This is a genomic window from Serratia sp. YWN4 (genome assembly GCF_055790845.1).
This window is the reverse complement of the sequence record NZ_CM147696.1, coordinates 711,939-728,705: the sequence shown is the minus strand read 5'-3', so window position 1 is coordinate 728,705 and position 16,767 is coordinate 711,939. Positions and strand designations below refer to the sequence as shown.

The following is a 16,767-nucleotide window of genomic DNA, read 5'->3' as shown; positions in this document are numbered from 1 at the left end:
TTTTCTACCGAACAAATTTTTATAGGCCGCAAGGCCGGGAAGCAAACAGAATGTATGAGCGTAAATTAACCATGAAACAATCTGATAAGGTGGCAAAAAACCTGTTAAAAACCACCGTTAAATCAAGCGTATTCGCTATTTCCCTGCTAGGGGGGCTGGCGATCCAGCAGGCTCAGGCCGCGATCGCTCTGGATCGGACCCGGGTGGTTTTTGACGGCAGTCAGAACGCAGTAAGTCTGAATATCAGTAATCAGAACAAACAGCTGCCTTACCTGGCGCAGGGGTGGATTGAAGACGAAAATGGCAACAAGATCCAAAGCCCGCTGACCGTTTTGCCACCAGTGCAACGTCTGGAGCCTGGCAAACCGAGCCAGGTTAAGATCCAGGCACTGCCAGCGGCTAAAGCACTGCCACAGGATCGCGAAACGCTGTACTACTTCAACCTGCGGGAAATCCCCCCGAAGAGTGATAAAGCCAACACCTTGCAGCTTGCTCTGCAAACACGCATCAAGCTGTTTTATCGGCCTGCCGGGATTGCCATAGAAAGAAATGCGCCGCCACCACAAGAGAAAATCACCCTGAGCAAACAGGGGGATAACTATGTGGTAAATAACCCGACGCCTTACTACATCACCTTCGTCGATGCCAGCAACAAAAAGGGCGCTCCAGGGGTAAAAGAATTTGAACCGATGATGGTGCCACCAAAGGGAAGCATGCCACTGACGGTGGGGGCAGCAAGCATTGGAAACAGCCCGGTGTTGACCTATGTCAATGACTACGGTGGTCGGCCACAGTTGAGCTTTAGCTGTAGCGTCAGCGCGTGCAGCGTCGTGCCTGAGAAGAAAATAGCGTCTCGTCCAGTAGTGACAGAGCAATAATGGGTTTCACCAGAGTCGTCGCTACGGTGAGAGACAGGGAGAGTATTAATGACAATGAGCCGGAAAGCGAGTTACTTGCTGGCCTGCGTATTGACTGCATGGCCTCTAATAAGCACTGGCGTGGACATTTCCAGAGTGTCTGTCAAGGTCACTGTATTGGCAAGAGCGTCATGCACCATTAACGATCATCGGCCGATTGAGGTGGTTTTTGGTGATGTAATGACCACTCAGGTGAATGGTAATAACTACCGCATGCCGGTGAATTATACGTTGTTTTGTCCCGATGCCTCATACAATGCGGTGAAGTTACAGGTACAGGGCAACGGCGCCCCCTTCGACAATACGCTGTTGCAGACCGACAAAACGGGGTTAGCGATTGAATTGCAGTTGGAGGGGAGCAAGTTGGCCGTGAACAGCTGGGTTAACTTCACTTATCCAAACAAGCCAGTGCTGTGGGCGGTTCCAGTCAAACAAAGCGGTGCCACCCTGGCGGGCGGAGAGTTTACTGCCAGCGCCACCATGAAAGTGGACTACCAGTAACAGGAGCTGGACATGAAAATAACAACATTCCGCATCTTGTTGCTGATGAGCGGCTTTGTGGGAGGAGCGAGCACTGTGCAGGCAGAAGGCAATGTAGACATGGCCTTTCGTGGCACCTTGATTGAACCCCCGCCCTGCACCATCAATGATGGCAACCGGGTTGATGTGAACTTTGGTGAACGGGTAGGCATTAACAAGGTGGATGGGGTGAACTACCGTCAGGTGCTGAACTACCAGATATCCTGCCAGAACACCGGCAGTGGCAATTGGGCGTTGACCCTGAGTCTGAGCGGAGCAGCGGCTGGGTTCGACAATCAGGCGTTACTGACCAACAAAGAGAATCTAGGTATCCGGCTGTATCAGAATGACAAGCCGTTTACGCCGGGCAGTACGTTGGATATTGACCTGACCAACCCACCACGCCTGGAGGCGGTGCCAGTGAAAAATGAGGGTGCGACGTTGACGGAAGGGGCTTTTGAAGCCTGGGCTACCCTGCGCGCCGATTACCAATAAGGAGCCCGTGATGAAAGACAGATTGGGGACATGCCCTGACCGAGGCAACCTGCGAGCCTGGTTGACAACGCTGCTGGCACCGGTATTGGTTGCAGCACCTTTGGTTACCCTGGCAGCAGGCGGCAGTGAAAACAATATGTATCTGCATGGTGCCCTGGTGGCAGAACCTTGCGTTATTTCGCCGGGTAAAGAAGAGATCCAACTGGATTTTGGCACGATTATCGACAAGTACCTGTATCTGAATAAACGGACCCTGGGGCAGGCGTTTGAAATCTATTTAACGGGGTGCGATTTGACCCTGGGCAAGACAGTGAAGGCGACCTTTCTAGGGACAGAGAGTTCGGCATTACCGGGGTTGCTGGCGATGGATGCCGGCAGTGAGGCCAAAGGAATCGCCATCGGGCTAGAAACCCAGGAGGCTAAACCTCTGCCATTTAATAAAACCAGTGACAAGTTCCCTCTACAGGAAGGCAATAGCCGTATTGCGCTAAAGGCGTATGTTCAGGGGGAGCCAAATGCAATCGCCAGTCGGACCATCGAACCAGGGTGGTTCAGTGCGGCGGCGACGTTTAGCCTGGAATATGAATAGGGTTGGGGCCCCGAAATAGTAGAGAACCATCGAAATATTGCACTTGGCTTTATAAGCAAACTCGGATTCGGAAACTGTCAACGGCAAAACCGAACAGCAGGCGTGGGCAGAGGAAACTCGATGGATAAAATAGGTAGGGAGCATGCTGATAAAAGTATCTCCTGGCGTTAATTGTTAATCACTCGGGAGCCGGGAGCGCTGCTGTGAAAAAATTGTCCTACATTATTGGTTTACTTCTGTTGTTATATGCAGTCTCTTCGCATGCCACCCTTATTGTTACGAGTATTGAAGCCAGGGGTAATGAGTCATGCTACTTAAGTCCTTATGATGTTAGTTGCATAAAAGACTATAAAGTGACCTGGAAGAGAATACCTAGCCCTAATGACAACGACATCATGCCCCAGGATAAGATATTCTTCGGTCTCATGCATGAACACGACGGGAACAGTTTTTCTTGTGAATCCGATGGTAATGGGTTCTACCCAGGAGTAACAGGAACGATGTGCCTGCAAATGGTTGCAGGCAGCACTTGGAAGCAGGCTGAAGAGGCATGGATGTATTTTTATGGCCAGACAGGGCCTGGAATTACAGGCCACTATGGGGGCGGGGATGCGATCTCGCGGGAATGCGTGATGTTTGCCGCTATGGCCAGTCGGTCAGCGCCTATCGGGGCTCAAGTGAATAACGGCCAACTCGTATGCGTAGGCGCTCCTCCTACCCCTGACCCTCAGTGCTTTATTCAGAACAATGCGGATTTCAATTTCGAGGTTAGTTTGGGACAAAATACCGATGGTATGCAACAGACTGTGGCAACTAATATGATCTGTAATGTCCCGGCTAATGCCGTGCTAATAGATCCAACAGGAGGTAAAGGCAGAATCGAGCTAGGGTGGGGCTACGCTGATGTCAAAGTTAATGGGCAGACTTTACCCGCGAAGATAAGTACGAGCCAGTCATCACCTCTTGAGATCACCGCGACACTGCATGGCAATGCGACCGAAGCCGGTATTGTAGAAGGTAGCTTTATTCTCGCCGTTGGATATCAGTAACGCTGACACATATTCTCCTCCGAGGCGGCTCCTCTGATAACAGATGAGCGCCTCGCTTTAAATCCCTCCTCGTTTAAATCGTCCCTACCTGATAATTAATCTCTGTCAACGTGATGCGTTTCTGGAGCCTAAGGCCGGAAAGCGGCTGCTCACCTATTTATAAGTAGCGATCATAAGGATGTGAGTCGCCTTTGTTTTTGGTGTTTTAATCTTAAAATAAATTATAAATTAGTTTTTTATTTCATAAAAACCATAAAAAAACGTATAACGTTGTGAGTGAGGTTTTTTTAGGTAAAAATTAGTCACATCACTAACGGGGCATGGCAACTGAGTTCTGGCATTCCATTCCTGAGTAGTCAACGTTATCGGTCTAGTACAAGGTGAAATTTATGACTCATCAAAATCAATTAAACGTATGTGGTTTTACTTTGGGGGAGAACATTTTGTTTTATCCAAAAGGCAATGTATTGATGAACTTTAGTAAAAACAACCTTTGCCGAGTACAGATAAGGTCAACGATGGCGAACTTATTGAGCTATTTGCTGAGCAACTCAGACAGGAAATATATTCTTGATGACGAGATTATGTCCAACGTATGGGAGGTTAATAATTTACAAGCGTCTTCGCACCGTTTGTGGCAAGTAGCAAAAGACCTCAAGTCTAAATTGCAAGAGGTTGGTTTAGAAACCGAGCTATTTTCTCGTGCAGAGCGCCGTGGGTTTTCTGTTAACAATAATCTGGTTATGCCTATTTACTGTGATAATGCCGTTATCGGCGCTGAATAAGATAATACTCTGTAGTGTGACTGAGATAACCAAACGCAACCAACGCTAATGCAGCTTAAAGTATAAAGAGCATAAGTAGCCGTTAATAAAATCGCTATCTTTTGCCTTATACACACTATGAATAGAAATTTGACTTCTCACCTATTAAACAGGTGAGAAATAAAAAACGCCCTTCAGGGCTTTAATATAAAAGCATTGTTACGGAATAATGAACTTCATGGGGAAGTTCAGCCGGGAATGCTTTCTCTACTCGAAAAGGTAATTACGTGATGTTGAATCAAATGCAAAAAACTGTTTGTGCCTTGGCCGTACTCGCAACCACTTCTCTGCCTGCACTGGCAGAAAGCATCGATGTCAAAGTGATTGGCACCATCAGCCCAACCGCCTGCACCCCAACGCTGTCTGGCGGCGCAACCATCGACTACGGCACCATCAGAAGTGTCAACCTGAATACCGATACCGTTACCGTATTGCCGACAAAAGAGCTGGACTTTGCTATCACCTGTGATGCCCCAGCCAAGATTGCCGTACATGCTATCAACGGTCGCCCGAATACCATGGCGGATGTGACTGAAAACGCAACTGGCGGCACTGTCGCCCCTGCCACACTTTTTGGTTCAACGGGCACTCCTGGGGTTGGTCTGGGGTTAGATGGCGAAGCCAAGATTGGGGGTTACGCTCTGCGCCTGCCTGGCAATACAGCGATGGCGGACGGTGTTGCCGTTGACAGCATTATCTCAACCAATGCTGGCGTAGGCTGGAGCAAATCTGGCGGCAGTGTGTATCAGAATGGTGCCGATAATCTGCTGTCCTGGGCTACCGTTGGCCAACTGTCGCCAATCGCCTTTACCACCCTGGTCAGTAAGTTGGAAGTTCAGGCGTATATCGCCAAGGCTTCTGAACTGGATCTCACCAAGCCTATCGCTTTAGATGGTTTAACCACGTTTGAACTGGTTTATCTGTAATAGTTAACACCGGTCGGTCATTATTCCGATTGTTGCACCGCCCGCTGGCGGGGCTATTAGAAATCAGTTTATTAGAGGTTGCCGATTTTATTTCTCTCAAATTGAATGTGGCTTTAACCAATAATAGAAAACTTGACTTCTCACCTATTAAACAGGTGAGAAATAAAAACTGCCCTTCAGGGCTTTAATATAAAAGCATTATTACGGAACAATGAGCTTCATGGGGAGGTTCGGCCGGGAATGCTTTCTCTACTCGAAAAGGTAATTACGTGATGTTGAATCAAATGCAAAAAACTGTTTGTGCCCTGGCCGTACTGGCAACCATTTCTCTGCCTGCCATGGCAGAAAGCATCGATGTCAAGGTGATTGGCACCATCAGCCCAACCGCCTGCACCCCAACGCTGTCTGGCGGCGCAACCATCGACTACGGCACCATCAGAAGTGTCAACCTGAATACCGATACCGTTACCGTATTGCCGACAAAAGAGCTGGACTTTGCTATCACCTGTGATGCCCCAGCCAAGATTGCCGTACATGCTATCAACGGTCGCCCGAATACCATGGCGGATGTGACTGAAAACGCAACTGGCGGCACTGTCGCCCCTGCCACCCTTTTTGGTTCAACGGGCACTCCTGGGGTTGGTCTGGGGTTAGATGGCGAAGCCAAGATTGGGGGTTACGCTCTGCGCCTGCCTGGCAATACAGCGATGGCGGACGGTGTTGCCGTTGACAGCATTATCTCAACCAATGCTGGCGTAGGCTGGAGCAAATCTGGCGGCAGTGTGTATCAGAATGGTGCCGATAATCTGCTGTCCTGGGCTACCGTTGGCCAACTGTCGCCAATCGCCTTTACCACCCTGGTCAGTAAGTTGGAAGTTCAGGCGTATATCGCCAAGGCTTCTGAACTGGATCTCACCAAGCCTATCGCTTTAGATGGTTTAACCACGTTTGAACTGGTTTATCTGTAATAGTTAACACCGGTCGGTCATTATTCCGATTGTTGCCCCGCCCGCTGGCGGGGCTATTAGAAATCAGTTTATTAGAGGTTGCCGATTTTATTTCTCTCAAATTGAATGTGGTTTTAACCAATAATAGAAAACTTGACTTTTCACCTATTAAATAGGTGAGAAATAAAAACTGCCCTTCAGGGCTTTAATATAAAAGCATTATTACGGAACAATGAGCTTCATGGGGAGGTTCGGCCGGGAATGCTTTCTCTACTCGAAAAGGTAATTACGTGATGTTGAATCAAATGCAAAAAACTGTTTGTGCCCTGGCCGTACTCGCAACCACTTCTCTGCCTGAAGCATCGATGTCAAGGTGATTGGCACCATTGATCCAAACGCCTGTACCCCGACGTTATCCGATGGCGGCACGGTGGACTATGGCATAATTTCCTCCGCAACTCTGGCGAAGGATGCGTTTACCGTGCTGGATGAGAAGCAACTGGATCTCTCCATCACCTGTGAAGCACCAACTAGAGTGGCTATCAAGGCAATCAATGGTCGCCGTGGTACCCTGGCTGGCGCTATAGAGCTGCCTGGCCCAGCAGCAGCTAACCCTCCCGTCACTATCAACAGCACTTATGCCGTAGGTTTAGGGCTTGATGGTGCTACTGCGATTGGAGGGTACGGGATCAAATTGGTGCAAAATACGGCGATTGCCGATACCAAGAATGTAGATACTATCGGTAGTAACGATCTGGCTCAATGGCGCGTCAATAACTCAAGCCTTTACGGTGTTATCCAATCACACCTGACTTCTTGGGCTGAAAGTGGGACGACAACCCCAATCGCCTTCAAACTCCTTTCCAGTAAGTTGAGCATTCAGGCCTACATCAACAAAGCCTCTGAGCTGGATCTGACCAAACCGGTTGTCTTGGACGGCCTGACCACCCTCGAACTGGTTTATCTATAACCCTCACGTTAACGCCGGGTTCCATACCCGGTTGTGGCCCCGTATGTCGACGGGGCCGTCAAGCCTTGTGCCCTTAACCTGACGATCCCGTTGAAAGGTAAAAACGGCATGGTGTCCGACAGTTCGGTCGTGATTGTCGAGCAGGATGGCGAAACCAAACATTTGGGGGTAAAACTCACTGACGGTTGTATATAATCCTGAGGCAAATCAGACAGTGATACCCCTATCCTCCGCATTCAGGACCCGCCATGAGAAAAGCATTAAGAACGAAAATTATCCAGGTTTGTAATGAGAAAATCAGTGTGAAGGGAGATAACGTCGGGCTCTCTTTTTATGCATTCTTTGCCAATAAAAATGATGATCCCGAACTGCTGATGGAAGCCGCCAGTTGGTGGATCAAAGACATGAAGCTGGATCACTTTGAGAAGGCGGTGAAAATAAAAGCGTTGGTCGAGTCAATGGGGGAATAACTTCAGAAAATATAAGCCGCCATAGCGTGCGCTAGCGGCTTATCTCTTGTTGAGCAATCCTCCCTACACAACGTCTTCGTCTATCTAAGTCAGCGGTAATGGGAATTGCCGTAAACAGAGTAAAACCTCAAGCAATGGAGTAGCTTAAGTGAGCGTCGGTGTTGAAGCCATTGAAGGCGCCAAACGTAGACGCGATGCCTAGGCGAACGCGGATTGCCAAGGGCCCCGGCCCGGTCGCGTTCACCGCGTTACCAAATGAACACTGAATGTTTAGCGACCGAAATAAATACTCGTCCAACATGTGAACAAGAAACAGCCCACTTTTCCCTTATCCCCGGCTCGAGTAGCTGAATTTTTTTACCAACGTCAGTTCACCGGGATTACGCATTGGCACAATCACGGTCTCTTGTTTCTCGTTGGTGGTGCCTTCCTCGGTCACAATAGTGAGCTGTGCCGTGGTCAGGATCTCCTCCCCTCTGCCGCCATAATAGTTGACATACACCAGATACTGGCCGCTTTCAGGTGCCGGTGAAGAGAAGATCTCGGGGCCGTAACCGGTGGTGACATCCACATCCAGCGCCCCACCGTTGGCTAACTGCCGGCCACCATACCAGGCATGCCCACCGTCGGGGGTTACCACATGCAGATCGAGATCGGTATTATCCGTATCCCATGAGAGCACTAAACGTAAACGTGCCGGGATCGCTCCGTTACCTCTTTGCGCATAAAACTGGGTACGGTGCTTGGCTGCCCGATCGGGGCTACGGACTTCAACGCCGTTGCTGCCCTGCGGGAAGATGTAGGGGCGGTTAAAACTGCCATCTTCCTGAATTTTCAGCGGCATACTGACGCCATTGACAATCAGCCGCCCCGGCTCCTGTTTAGCCTTGCTGTCTGGCTTAGGGAAATCTTTAATCTGCCCCTTGATCAGCGCCTGTGCTGACTGGCTCGCCGGTGAATTCACCGACGATGCCGGATAGTTAACCTGCTGGGAGAAATCGGCCCCCTCACCCGAAGTGTCATGCCACCCGGCAAGCGGCGTATCAATATCAACGCGCTGTTCAGCCAACGCCGAGGTGGTGGTCACCACCATTAACAATAACGAACCTATGCCACATAACCGACGAATAATCATAGTGTTATCCTAAATCCTTTAGTGAAGCCCTATTCCAGCAAGAGATGGCGGGCAAGCTGCTCGACAAACTCTTCATCCTGACCACTAGGGTGGGCCGCAAAGGCCAAGTGTAAATATTCATGAGCCAAATCCAGCCGGTCTTGCAGTGAGTAGAGATCCCGAACGTAGATACGGCTATACATGCGATCAACATGGGGCTTGCCGGAGAGTAAACGGCATACGGTGAACTGCCCCACAGGTGCGTAGCCCGGCTGAACGTCCAGAGCTTCACGCCAGCGTTTTTGTTGGGTTGCTAACCAGGCTTCGGCTTCCGGCATCGCCTGACATAAGGCCTCCGGCTTATCCCAGCGCCCCAGGTTGGCGCGCGGATAAGCATGGGCCAAAATCGCATCATAGCGCATCCCCTGCTGGGCCTGAGACACCGCCTGCTGCCAGGACAAGCGGTTATGACCGGCTTGATCGAGATGGTAAGTGACCGGCGCACCGGCTAGCACCAAATCGGCGCTCCAGGCGGCAATCTCCCGCGCCGCCGCCGTAGCAGGCTCCGGGGCCACTCGCTGGCTGGCACTGCTGTCAGCGATCAGCAGGCACTCCCCCGCACGCACTGCGTTTTGCAGCAGATAAGTGCGAATTGCCACCGCCAAGGCTTTTGCCGCTTCGGCGGGTTGGGCTGCTGCTTCACGCTGCAGTACCCGAGCCACATATTCTTCCCGCTCAAGACGGGCCGTCAGGGTCAAGCGGCCAGGATCCGCACGCAGAAAAAGCTCGCCCTGGCTCTCGATCGCCTGATAATTGCCATTGCTGAACTCAACCTGATAGCGCCCGCGTAATGCCCCCGGTTTGACCAGCGTTGGCTCGCCGCTGCGGCGTACGGCAACGATCGGGTAACGATCAAACATGTTCACTACTACGCAACCCAGAGGATGAATGGGTTGTGCCTGCGGCAGCATGCTGTTCAGCACATTGGCATAATTTTGCAGGACCGTTTTGCTGGTCCCCGGGCCTTGCCCCCAAAGCGGCGTGCCGTCCATCAGCCAGCCCGCAAATCCACCCTGGCGCTGTTCGGGATCCTGCTCATCGTGCCAGCTATTCCAGCAAGAGATGGCGGGCAAGCTGCTCGACAAACTCTTCATCCTGACCACTAGGGTGGGCCGCAAAGGCCAAGTGTAAATATTCATGAGCCAAATCCAGCCGGTCTTGCAGTGAGTAGAGATCCCGAACGTAGATACGGCTGTACATGCGATCAACATGGGGCTTGCCGGAGAGTAAACGGCATACGGTGAACTGCCCCACAGGTGCGTAGCCCGGCTGAACGTCCAGAGCTTCACGCCAGCGTTTTTGTTGGGTTGCTAACCAGGCTTCGGCTTCCGGCATCGCCTGACATAAGGCCTCCGGCTTATCCCAGCGCCCCAGGTTGGCGCGCGGATAAGCATGGGCCAAAATCGCATCATAGCGCATCCCCTGCTGGGCCTGAGACACCGCCTGCTGCCAGGACAAGCGGTTATGACCGGCTTGATCGAGATGGTAAGTGACCGGCGCACCGGCTAGCACCAAATCGGCGCTCCAGGCGGCAATCTCCCGCGCCGCCGCCGTAGCAGGCTCCGGGGCCACTCGCTGGCTGGCACTGCTGTCAGCGATCAGCAGGCACTCCCCCGCACGCACTGCGTTTTGCAGCAGATAAGTGCGAATTGCCACCGCCAAGGCTTTTGCCGCTTCGGCGGGTTGGGCTGCTGCTTCACGCTGCAGTACCCGAGCCACATATTCTTCCCGCTCAAGACGGGCCGTCAGGGTCAAGCGGCCAGGATCCGCACGCAGAAAAAGCTCGCCCTGGCTCTCGATCGCCTGATAATTGCCATTGCTGAACTCAACCTGATAGCGCCCGCGTAATGCCCCCGGTTTGACCAGCGTTGGCTCGCCGCTGCGGCGTACGGCAACGATCGGGTAACGATCAAACATGTTCACTACTACGCAACCCAGAGGATCAATGGGTTGTGCCTGCGGCAGCATGCTGTTCAGCACATTGGCATAATTTTGCAGGACCGTTTTGCTGGTCCCCGGGCCTTGCCCCCAAAGCGGCGTGCCGTCCATCAGCCAGCCCGCAAATCCACCCTGGCGCTGTTCGGGATCCTGCTCATCGTGCCAGCTCCAGGTTTTTATCCGTAACCGGCTGCCTAATGCGCCCACCAGCTTGCCATCAGCGGGCAACAGGACGTCCAGCAGCACATTACGCGCCTGTTGCTGACCGGGCAGCGTAGCCAAAACCCCCAACAGTTCAGCAACCGACACCCGTTTAGCAGGCTGTAACTGGGCCAGATCCTGCAACCAGTCTGGGCTCCGCTGCCGTTGCCAATAGCTGGCCCACTGCTGCGGATCCAGTTGCAGGCGCTGAGGGTTGAAGTAAAGACTGCACGATTGCACCAAAGCCCGATCGCGCCCAATCTTTTGCCCCACCTCACAGCAGTAAACCTCTTCCTGCGGCTGGCTGCCGTTGCAGGTGTAATCCGGTTCATGCTGTTGGGTATCCACCAGATAGGCATACACCAGCAGCTTCCAGATACTGCCCAATGGCGTAGTCAGCGTGGCTGGCAGCGGTTGCTGGGCAAGCTGCTGGCTCTGATTCAGGATCAGCAATTGATTTTCCTGCCCCTGCTGCAACGCCAGTTGCAACCGCGGTTCCGCCCCCAGCGCAACCGCAGGCAGCATCAGCAACCACCACCAGCGCCACATCTATTTCACCGTCACGGTCTTCAGGCCGCGGCTGTTTTCCGTTGCGGCTTCCTGCGGCGCATACATCCGCGAATAACGGATCGGCGGCAACAGGAACTCCCCTTTCTGTGAGAAACGGATCAGATGACGGTAGACCTTGCTTTCCACCAGTTCATCCACTGGCACCACATAGGAGAGCTGGCCCATCTCATTGCGCGCCTTTTCCAGCGGGATGCCGTTCTTACCGCTCAACCCAGACACCGTGATGCCCCAAGTCGTGCGCTCAACGTCTGCTCCCGGTGGCAATGGCACCTCAAGCAGCATGTAACGCTGCGGCACATCGCTTTTGTTGGTTAACGTCACTTCATCCAAATAGAGCACATCGCTGGCAAGCGCTTCATTTGGCCCCACAGGGAGTACCGAAAACTCAAAGGCTTTATCGCCGGGAACCAGCCTCAGTAAGCGATGGCTGATGCCAACCGGCAGCGGCTGTTTTGCCTGATCAATACCAGTGGCGCTCAGCGGCAGGCTGAAGTTAACTGAAACATCAATGGATTGTGCCAAATCAGCCGGAAGCTCAAGCGGTGGCACCGGCTCTTTGCCCGACCATTGCCAGTAACGCTCACCGAGGGTTCCCTGTTGCGCCGCCCAGCCCACTCCCGGATTAAATTCCACCGGCTGCGCGGCAGAACCCAGCGAATTATACAGCCAGGTCAGAGCCAACGCGCGCTCGGGGCCCGGCTGTGACGGTAGCAGTTGCGGCAACAGCCAAGCGACCTGCTCGGCATCGGCACCGCTGGTGCGCCAGATCGCCGCATAGGCAAACGGATGCTGGCTATAGGCAATAAACTGCTGGCTTTGCTTTAACGCCTGTAATTCCTGCTCTTGCAAGCGGTAACCTGGCGTTTGCTGTAACAGCGAATAGGTCAGCACCCGTGCCACTGCCAACCCCAGCTTAGAATCTGGAGCGGCCATCACCAGGCTGTCGTTTTCTGCCAGTGCATTGCCTTCGACCACCGTGGCATCCGGCAGTGATTCCGCCAGCCCTTGCAACATGCTGGTCACCGGTAAATGCATCTCCTGCGCAAATGACAACAACAGAGCACGATGCAGCATCGGCATTTCGTCCGCCTGTTGCGCATATACATCCAGCAACCGCTGCCAATGCTCTGCCGGAATCGCCACGCCCAGCGCCTGGCTGGCGTACCAATCCGCGTAATAGGCATAGGCAGTCAGGAAGGCATCAGGATCCCCCTCTTCGCCCCACCAGGTGAACTTGGCTCCCGGCCCGGCCATCTGCATCAGGCGCTGGCGGTTATTCTGCATGATCTGCCGCAAGGTATTCCCCCGCTGCGTATCCTCTTTGGCCAGCATGTTGTAGGCCAGGCTCAGCGGCAACAACCGGCTGGCGGTGTTGATTACGCCACCGAAAGGCTCATTGAGCAGATCGTCCAGGCTACTGCGGAACAGCGATTGCGCATCACCATTGATGCGCAGCCGAATGTCATAAGCCCCAGCGGGCAGATTCAGATTATTGCTGCCGCTGTGCAGGCGGATATCCCGCTGCTGTGGCACTGGCCAGTTATCTTCGAGCACTTTCAGGTCAACGCTCAGGGTATCCAGCACCTGGCCGTTTTTCACTACCTCAGAGATCCAGCGCCCGGAATGCATCGCTTCCACCGGCTGGCTGACATAGTTCACCCCTTCATGCAGGGTGATCGACTGAGTCAGGGTCTGATCGCCATAGCGCGTGCGCAGCTCTACCGCTGCAGGCTGCTTGTCCTGACTGAAGATAAATAGCCCCGGCTGCGGGCGATCGCCCTGGCGGAACTGCGTCGCACCGCTCCATTTCAGATAGAGCGGTTTTTCCGAGCGGGTAAAGCCCTGTTTCTGGCCCACCTGCCCCTGCGGATTCTGCGCGCGCACGGTGATCCGCCAGCGGGTCAATGAATCCGGCATACGGAAGCTGAAGGTGGCCTTGCCGTTAGCATCAGTCACAATATCCGGCTGCCAGGCCGCCGTATCCACATCTTCACGGCGCGGACGTTCTAGCACCTTAACGCTGCGATCGCTGCGGTTAGCGCGCCCAGGCGCAGTAAGCGAGCCCGGCAGCGCCAGATCGTAGGCGATAAACGACAGACTGGCGCTGGTACGCACATTGTTACGCCGCGGATGATAGAAGAACTGATCGATCGTCGGGGCGATCTCCGGCTGCAAGGCATAAATCATCTCATCGACCACGCTCACGGTAAGGTGAGCGGCAACCGGTTTACCGGCAAATTGGGTATCCAGCGCCACCTTCACCGTCTCACCCGGCTGGTAAACGGCTTTATCGGTTTTGATAGCAATAGCAATGCTCGGCATCGAGACTTTGATCCCGGCATTCTGGAAGCTGTATTGCCCACCCTTGCTGTACAGCACGGAGAACGTGAGATTAGGCGCAAAATTCTCCTGCACGGCGATGCGCGCAAGATACTGGGTATCGCTCAGGCGCTGCATTTTGATCCATTCGGCTCCGCTGGCGAGCAGTGCGATCTTCTCCACCTTATCGCGCTCCAGCGTCAGTAATGCGTGGTCGACTGGCTCAGGGAAAGTGATCAACGCCTGGGCAACGTCACCCACCTGATACTGGCCTTTATCCATCACGATCTCGACGCTGCCCAGTACGGCTTTCTCCCCTGGGCCGCTGACCGTATGGCTGGTGGCACCGAGGATCATGCCCTGCTCGCTTCGCAGGGTCACCGTGTAAGTTCCGGGCTGTTGGAACGCAATGGTGAAGGACCGATCCGCCGCCGGTAACGGTGCCGTAGTCAGCTGACGATCTTCCAACCGTAGCCACTCATAAGTGGTTGGCGTCGCCCCACTGCCCTGCACATTACGGAAGCTGAACGCCACTTCTTCGCCAGCCTGACTAAAACGCTTCGGCGCAGCGATCTCATAGCGCGATGCCCCGCGCTCGATCAGGATCTCACGGGTGGTTTTGACCCGATAAGCCGCTCCGTCGCTGGCAAAAATAGTCAGCAGATAGCGGCTCGGTTTATCCACCGCGGGCAGATCCAGCTTGGCATGGCCTTTGTCATCGGTGGTCAACTGCGCCGTTTTCAGCGCAACCGGGAATTTGCCCTGGTATTGCAGATCGTTGCTCACTATCGAAAGCTGCTGGCTATACAGGCTAAGATCCAGGCGCGCGTTAGCCACCGGTTTGCCGTCGGGGTAGAGCAGTACGATGTCACCGGTCACCGGCTCGTTGGTGCGAAAATCGGTTTTCGCCATCGCCAGTGAGATTTCAAAATGCGGTTTGAGGTAGCTGGCAACGCGGAATGAGCTGCTATAGACCTGATTGTTGTAAGTGGTACGGAGTTCATACCCGCCCGCCACCGCGTTCTCTGGCAGTTGGAAACGCCCCTGAGCGCCCGACTTGCCGTCAATTTGCAGGTTTAAGGTCTGTAATTCGCTACCGTTGGCATCCAGCACGGTTAAGGATACAGACGCAGGCGTGATCGCCACGGAATCGAGCGCATTCTTGAATTCACGCCCCAGCAGTTTGACCTCGACCCAATCACCTGGGCGATACAGCGGGCGATCGGTAAAGGCGTACAGCTTGGTGTCGTAAATCTCGCTGTCGTAATAGAAGTTCTCTGAAACGAATACCCCGCCTTCGCGGTCTTCACCCAGCAGATAGGAACGCTCTGGTGCAATATGGCGCAGGTTCAGCAGGCCATTGCTATCCGTTTGGCCGCTGTTCAAAATGCCCAGCCCGTCGCTCCACAGGATCTGGCTGCCACCGACCGCCTGGCCGTCATGGCGGTTAGCCGTCCACACCAGCAGTTCGTTACCCGAGATCTTGCTCAGCGCAACGGTATTGGCCACAAATACCACCGTGGTTGCGCGATAGCTGCCAATCAGGGCTTCGACCAGATATAAACCCGGTTTCAGCTTGCCTAGTGGGATGTAAACATTACCCGGCAGCGGCTCAACAAAACGGCTGGATGAGCCTTCCATTTTGACCTGTTCCGGCGGCTGGATCGGCAGTGCGTCCCACAGCTGGTAACGGAACTGGCTAATCAGCGGCAGGTTTTTCAGCGGAGCAAACTGGGGCTGAACCACGAATTTGCTCGGTGCTGCTAACGCTTCACCGATTTTCAGCTCCGGCAACGCGTTGGTCACTTCCTGGCGGGTATCGAAAGAAAAGGTCCGTTGCATCACGCGGCGCGATTTGCCGTACCAGTTATCCCACAGATACGACAGGGTGTTGGATAAACCTTCCCCCTGGTACTGGCCTTCCAGCATGATGCGATGCAGGTTCTTCTGTTTCTTCAGGAACTCCATCGGTTGATCGATGCGGTACAGCCGGATATCTACCCCGCCGTATTGTTCCACCTCAAAACGACGATAGTCGCGCCCCGGCGCTTCCAGGCGCACTTTGGCTACTTCATCACTGGCAAAGCTGCTGTCGGAAAGCAGGAAAAAGGATTGCTTGGGGATCGCGTAATCACTCGCTGGCAGGCTGCCCTCGGCCTGCACCTGGGCCATTGGCAGTAACAGCGCTACCCCGAGCAGCAGTTTGCGACATTGGCGTAGGAATCTATTCATCGTGACAGGAAGCCCAAGCGATAAATGCCAATGAAGTTGGGGTTCGATTCGTCGGGTATCCATCGGGTATCCTTCCATTTCATCAATTGTTGCATGCTCACCGCACGCATTCCGTTATCCGTCGGGGTAGTTGTTCCGGTGTGATAGGCGATATAGCGCCCCATCCAGATCATCAAATGCTGCTCATCGCCTTGATCAAAAAACAGCAGATCGCCGGGCTGTGCCTGATTCAGGTTGCGGCCCAGCAGTTGGCTATTGAATTGAATCAGCTTGATGGCATCCACATAGGGACCCTGCTGGCCGCCACCCTGCTGCCAGCGCTGGGCAAACTGGCGCTGCTGCGGGCTGATGGCCAGTTCTGGCGGCAGGTAACGATTGGATAAACCGTTCGCCCGCAGCCATTTGCTGTCATGCACTTTCAGCGACTCATTGGCGGCAAACCGTACCAACCCCGCGCAGTCCTGCTGATACCAGCGCGCACTGGGCCCCTGATTCAGCTGTTCTTCAGCAATGCGCACAAACCAGGCGCGAAACCGGCCAGATTGCTCAGGATCGAGCGGCACAACCGGGGCTTCGGCCTGCGCTCGCCAGGTAAAAAGCAGCGTGATGCCCAGCAGGAGTAGCGCT

16 protein-coding genes are annotated in these 16,767 nt (G+C 53.7%); 11 read left to right on the top strand and 5 right to left on the bottom strand.

From position 1 onward, the window contains the following. Positions 1 to 71 precede the first annotated feature (71 nt). From ACX9GT_RS03430 to ACX9GT_RS03380, 11 genes are all read left to right on the top strand, one after another. Positions 72 to 878 carry a fimbria/pilus periplasmic chaperone gene (locus tag ACX9GT_RS03430; protein WP_473189821.1) on the top strand — a complete coding sequence of 269 codons (807 nt, stop codon included), beginning with the start codon at positions 72 to 74 and terminating at the stop codon, positions 876 to 878. A 156-nt stretch (positions 879 to 1,034) separates the two neighbouring features. Next, positions 1,035 to 1,418: a fimbrial protein gene (locus ACX9GT_RS03425; protein WP_473189820.1), complete on the top strand. Its 384-nt coding sequence runs from the start codon at positions 1,035 to 1,037 to the stop codon at positions 1,416 to 1,418. Between the two features lie 12 nt (positions 1,419 to 1,430). Further along, positions 1,431 to 1,931 (top strand): fimbrial protein, encoded by a 501-nt coding sequence (locus ACX9GT_RS03420; protein WP_473189819.1) that lies wholly within the window; start codon positions 1,431 to 1,433, stop codon positions 1,929 to 1,931. Positions 1,932 to 1,941: 10 nt separating this feature from the next. Continuing rightward, positions 1,942 to 2,520 (top strand): fimbrial protein, encoded by a 579-nt coding sequence (locus tag ACX9GT_RS03415; protein ID WP_473189818.1) that lies wholly within the window; start codon positions 1,942 to 1,944, stop codon positions 2,518 to 2,520. A gap of 203 nt (positions 2,521 to 2,723) precedes the next feature. Beyond that, a complete protein-coding gene (locus ACX9GT_RS03410; protein WP_473189817.1) occupies positions 2,724 to 3,569 on the top strand; it encodes a hypothetical protein in 846 nt (281 codons plus the stop codon). A gap of 389 nt (positions 3,570 to 3,958) precedes the next feature. Further along, positions 3,959 to 4,354 carry a winged helix-turn-helix domain-containing protein gene (locus ACX9GT_RS03405; protein ID WP_473189816.1) on the top strand — a complete coding sequence of 132 codons (396 nt, stop codon included), beginning with the start codon at positions 3,959 to 3,961 and terminating at the stop codon, positions 4,352 to 4,354. A gap of 281 nt (positions 4,355 to 4,635) precedes the next feature. Then, positions 4,636 to 5,319 carry a DUF1120 domain-containing protein gene (locus ACX9GT_RS03400; RefSeq protein WP_473189815.1) on the top strand — a complete coding sequence of 228 codons (684 nt, stop codon included), beginning with the start codon at positions 4,636 to 4,638 and terminating at the stop codon, positions 5,317 to 5,319. Positions 5,320 to 5,603: 284 nt separating this feature from the next. Next, positions 5,604 to 6,287 carry a DUF1120 domain-containing protein gene (locus ACX9GT_RS03395; RefSeq protein ID WP_473189814.1) on the top strand — a complete coding sequence of 228 codons (684 nt, stop codon included), beginning with the start codon at positions 5,604 to 5,606 and terminating at the stop codon, positions 6,285 to 6,287. 352 nt (positions 6,288 to 6,639) lie between these two features. Continuing rightward, positions 6,640 to 7,236, top strand: coding sequence for a DUF1120 domain-containing protein (locus tag ACX9GT_RS03390; RefSeq protein ID WP_473189813.1), 597 nt, complete (start codon positions 6,640 to 6,642; stop codon positions 7,234 to 7,236). Positions 7,237 to 7,269: 33 nt separating this feature from the next. Further along, complete coding sequence (locus ACX9GT_RS03385; protein WP_473189812.1) at positions 7,270 to 7,431, top strand: hypothetical protein; 162 nt, start codon at positions 7,270 to 7,272, stop codon at positions 7,429 to 7,431. Positions 7,432 to 7,484: 53 nt separating this feature from the next. Next, positions 7,485 to 7,706 (top strand): DUF6500 family protein, encoded by a 222-nt coding sequence (locus ACX9GT_RS03380; protein ID WP_473189811.1) that lies wholly within the window; start codon positions 7,485 to 7,487, stop codon positions 7,704 to 7,706. A 328-nt stretch (positions 7,707 to 8,034) separates the two neighbouring features. Here the strand turns inward: ACX9GT_RS03380 and ACX9GT_RS03375 are convergent, their stop codons facing one another. Genes ACX9GT_RS03375 through ACX9GT_RS03355 form a run of 5 tightly spaced genes read right to left on the bottom strand, consistent with a single transcriptional unit; the run spans position 8,035 to position 16,757 of the window. Beyond that, on the bottom strand, positions 8,035 to 8,841 hold the full coding sequence (locus tag ACX9GT_RS03375) for a YfaP family protein (RefSeq protein ID WP_473189810.1): 807 nt from the start codon (positions 8,839 to 8,841) through the stop codon (positions 8,035 to 8,037). A gap of 29 nt (positions 8,842 to 8,870) precedes the next feature. After that, on the bottom strand, positions 8,871 to 9,965 hold the full coding sequence (locus tag ACX9GT_RS03370; RefSeq protein ID WP_473189809.1) for a DUF2300 domain-containing protein: 1,095 nt from the start codon (positions 9,963 to 9,965) through the stop codon (positions 8,871 to 8,873). After that, a complete protein-coding gene (locus tag ACX9GT_RS03365; protein ID WP_473189808.1) occupies positions 9,928 to 11,568 on the bottom strand; it encodes a DUF2300 domain-containing protein in 1,641 nt (546 codons plus the stop codon). The genes ACX9GT_RS03370 and ACX9GT_RS03365 overlap by 38 nt, the downstream gene beginning before the upstream one ends. Then, a complete protein-coding gene (locus tag ACX9GT_RS03360; protein WP_473189807.1) occupies positions 11,569 to 16,203 on the bottom strand; it encodes an alpha-2-macroglobulin family protein in 4,635 nt (1,544 codons plus the stop codon). Next, positions 16,137 to 16,757, bottom strand: a complete 621-nt coding sequence (locus tag ACX9GT_RS03355; protein WP_473191499.1) for a DUF1175 domain-containing protein — start codon at positions 16,755 to 16,757, stop codon at positions 16,137 to 16,139. The genes ACX9GT_RS03360 and ACX9GT_RS03355 overlap by 67 nt, the downstream gene beginning before the upstream one ends. Positions 16,758 to 16,767: the final 10 nt, after the last annotated feature.